The 3,828-nt window shown below is 39.2% G+C and carries 5 protein-coding genes; all 5 read right to left on the bottom strand.

Annotated elements, in window-relative coordinates; all coding sequences use genetic code 11:
• Window positions 1–547 (bottom strand): hypothetical protein (locus tag ACYPWY_RS15665; protein WP_459686481.1); only part of this gene is annotated, 547 nt, incomplete at its 3' end.
• Between the two features lie 131 nt (window positions 548–678).
• Entirely contained in the window at window positions 679–1,527 is an 849-nt protein-coding gene (locus ACYPWY_RS15660) for a DUF6794 domain-containing protein (protein WP_459686480.1), read from the bottom strand.
• Window positions 1,528–1,531: 4 nt separating this feature from the next.
• Window positions 1,532–2,647 (bottom strand): RHS repeat domain-containing protein, encoded by a 1,116-nt coding sequence (locus tag ACYPWY_RS15655; protein ID WP_459686479.1) that lies wholly within the window; start codon window positions 2,645–2,647, stop codon window positions 1,532–1,534.
• Between the two features lie 24 nt (window positions 2,648–2,671).
• Window positions 2,672–2,929 carry a hypothetical protein gene (locus tag ACYPWY_RS15650; RefSeq protein ID WP_459686478.1) on the bottom strand — a complete coding sequence of 86 codons (258 nt, stop codon included), beginning with the start codon at window positions 2,927–2,929 and terminating at the stop codon, window positions 2,672–2,674.
• A 1-nt stretch (window position 2,930) separates the two neighbouring features.
• Window positions 2,931–3,828: RHS repeat-associated core domain-containing protein (locus ACYPWY_RS15645; RefSeq protein ID WP_459686477.1), on the bottom strand; the 898-nt coding region annotated here is incomplete at its 5' end.

Below are 3,828 nucleotides of genomic sequence, written 5' to 3'. Positions count from 1 at the left end.
CGATATAGTTTCGTTTCAGGGTGGAGTTGGGTTGTGCGTACTGCGGCCTGTTTGTGTTCTCTACAGGGTCGAGCGATAAGCCTGTATGCCATTTGTAATTGGCTTCAAGCTTCTGTCCGGTGGCCGAATATTTGTAGTCGATCGTACCCAATATGGCGGGTACAGATACTTGTTTCGGCATTCCCAAAGCATTGTAACTGTACGTGGATCCCTTGTAGGGGTCGCCGGTCATGGCTCCATTTTTGTTGTAGCCGTATCGAGCGTTTTCGTCATTCGAGTAGTCGGTGAAAACAGCGTAATAATCGGGATATTCATCGGGATACAGTGTCGGCCAATCCGCAATGTGCGACATCTGATTCCCGTTATGATTGATTACCATGTCTTCCACCTCTAAATCCGACAGCCGGTACAAATGGGTCATGTTGCCGTTTTTGTCGTAGGTGTATTGGGATTTGATATACAACGCAACTTTTTCCTTGCGGCGAAGCCGCAAAATCCCCCCCCCTTTTTTCTTTTGCGGCTGCGCCGCAATTTCTTTTTTCTGCACTTTGGTTGTGTTGTGCGGTCGGTCAGTTGCGGGAACGGCGAGCGCGAGCGGATTTTTCGGGTGGCTTCGCGGCTGCGGACTTGGCGACTGCACCGAAAAGAAACAGCCCGCAAAAAGCAGGCTGCTTTTGATTAAATACCTCCGTAGTCAGCATTGACAAGTAACCATTTTTGTTTTTCACAAGAGTATTCGTATGTAAAAATACCCCAATCGCTTACGCTTATTCCTATATGGTTTTTCTTCATAAGTTTGACACCACGACCGCCAACCGTAATAACAAACTGTTTGTCTGTTAGTTTTACCCAAACAAAATAAGCACTTATTCCTTTTTTTAATTCCTTTTGAAATGATTTAGGTAATCCATTCAAATTATGCAAACTGAAAAAAGTAACATTTTGTATGCTGTCAAAAGGAAAATCCGCAGGCAATCCATCTTTACAAACATAGTGCTGGCAAGTATCAAGCAGACTAATTCCTCGTTTTGCAAAATCATTCTTCCAAATGATATATGAGGTTATACTTGAATTTATCATTTTATTTAACTGATTGGTTTCCTGTAAATTACATTGCCTTTCATTGTATTCTAACAATTCTTTCTCGCGTATTGATTTGTATTTTTCTATCTGTTGATTAAGATTTATTGCCTGATTATTCAAATAACGGTGATATGAAATAAGAATTGATTCTTCTACTTCAAAACCAAAGAATAATCCCTTTTTATTGAAATACTGTCTTAACTTTGAATTTTCGCCTAACCAATAAAAACCAAAGTCCATTTCGTAGTCAATATCTTTGTTAGAAACAATACTGTCCTCAGGTAATGTTTTAATTAATTGAATAATTTCTTTTTTTGTCGTTTTATTCAATAAGTTGAAACATTGTTTGAGGTTTTTAGGTATAGGATAATCGCTAATATCTTTTTGCCCGTACAATGATACAATGCTGAACATTACTAATATCAAAAGAAATATCTTTTTCATAGTTTTAGCGTTTAGGATTTACAAATTGTTTAAATGGAATAACAGCATGAACACCACTTGAAGTATAAATATAAACCTTTCCATTTCCTCTGCCAAAAACATAATTCGTATGAGTTCCTGCATTGTCTTTATCGGTAGTTGAAGGCGGTTGATTAAACCAAGAATTTCTTGTACCTTCTTTTACGACTTCAGACCTTGTACCACTTGGGTGGCTATGAAATGTTGGATTTCCAACAGGCAACATAATACTTGCACTTTCATCAACACTTGGATTTGCAACCGCACCTGGAGTTGCTGCAACTACTTTCCCATTTTCAATAGAACCGCCGTATTCTCTGTTATTTGCGTCTGCGGTTCCACCTTTGCCGTTATCTTTGCTTACTTCCGTTACCATTGCTTGACGGTTGTCTGCCGAAGACTCTATTGCAATAGAATTTGTATAAGCCATTCCATTATTTTGAAACGCTTCCGCATTGCCTGAATTGGCTTTAATAAATTTCGTTGTTTCTTTTACTTCTTTCTTTGTAAGAGCCTCTGTCCTAACAGCCAAAACTCGTTGGTCATCAACTCCATCATTACCTACAACTTTTCCATTAACCCAAAAATCGGCTCTGCCGTCAGGGTCTATTCGATTAATAGGATTATTTAAACAATATGCATACGGACTAATGCTATAATACTTCTCCGCCAGCGGATCCACAGTAGTAAACCTCCCCACCGCAGGATCCAGCTGCCTGGCCTCAAAATCATACAGGCCCAATCCAAACATCGGCTCATCCTCCTTGCCGCCAAACTTGTAAGGCTGAAAGCCTTCGGCATAACTCTCCTGATTGCCAACTACCTTGCCGTAAGGATAATAATACAGCCGTTGCTTCACCACACCGTTGGCATCCACCACCACACTGTTATTACCCAAGTGATCGCGCAGGTAAAAGTAGTAATTTCCGTTCTCAAAATAGCCATTATCGAATAAAATTCTTTTCACATAGTTGTTTTCGTAAACTATGTTACCGATATAGTTTCGTTTCAGATTGGCATTGGGCTGTGCGTACTGCGGCCTGTTCGTGTTCTCCACAGGGTCGAGCGATAAAGCCGAGCGCCACTTGTCGTAGGCTTCCAATCTCTGCCCCTTGGCGCCTTTACATTAAAATCCTATTTTAGAAGAGAGAAACCATAATGTAATAGCTACTATGATGATAAATAAACATCCAAATGTTCTATTTGAGATTTCATTCTCAAAATTTTCCAAATCATATTCTTTGGATTTTGAGGGTTTGCCATTAAATAATTTCCTAAATGTTATTCCTTTCTCTTTCAGAAAATATCTTTTATGTAAATAACGAAGAAAAACGCCAAGGCTTAGGATTAATAAGTTCCCCAATATGATAACTAATATTTTCATATTATTTAGATTTGTAATATGATCCTATACCAATCGGAACTATAACTGCATTTCCATTACCAATTTGAGAATTAATGGCTCGCGTCCCAGTATTCATTGTTCTATTAATTGTTCCTCTTGTTGCTGGTTTTAATCCTGATAAAATACCTTTAAATGTATGGGAAAATTGAGCAGCATTTAGTGTCTTTAGAGGTGCTAAACCTACTTTTGCCTCACCGGTCGGCAGTGCCCATGTAATAGTATTTGTAAAAGACTCAATACCTTTGTAATTAGTGGTTCCATCTAAATTTGTATGAGCAATACCACCTGTGAACTCATTTGTTGTTTCACCTATTAGCCCAAAAGTAAGTGGCTGTATTGACACAAATGCATCATTTAAAATGTTATAACTCAAATTGGCAAGAATATTATCAGAATCACTCCATTTTTCCATAAAAGACGGTTCTCGTTCTACTGCTTGCTCAAAATAATAGGGTTCATTGATTCCCGCTACTTTGTCTTGATCATAGAAAACTGTAATACCATCGTCTATTGGCTGGGTATAGTACTGTCCGATATTATGGTATCGTTGGTCGCCCCTTTCAATGAAATCAAGAGAACTGTCCTCCCAAAAAGTTGCTCCAGATTCATCATGTTGATACCAATCTTCTCCCGTAGGGTCAACATTCCGAATCGGATTATTCGCTGCATACGCATAAGGCGACCAATTATAATAACTTTCAGCATGAGGATCCATAGTCGTAAACCTCGGTACTGCCTTGTCCAGCTGTCGGGCCTCAAAATCATACAGGCCCAATCCAAACATAGGCTCAGCCTCCTTACCACCAAACTTATAAGGTTGAAAGCCTTCGGCATAACTCTCCTGATTGCCGATTACCTTGCCGTAAGGATAATAATAC

This window comes from Viscerimonas tarda (assembly GCF_054601255.1).
This window is presented reverse-complemented; position numbering and strand designations above follow the sequence as displayed.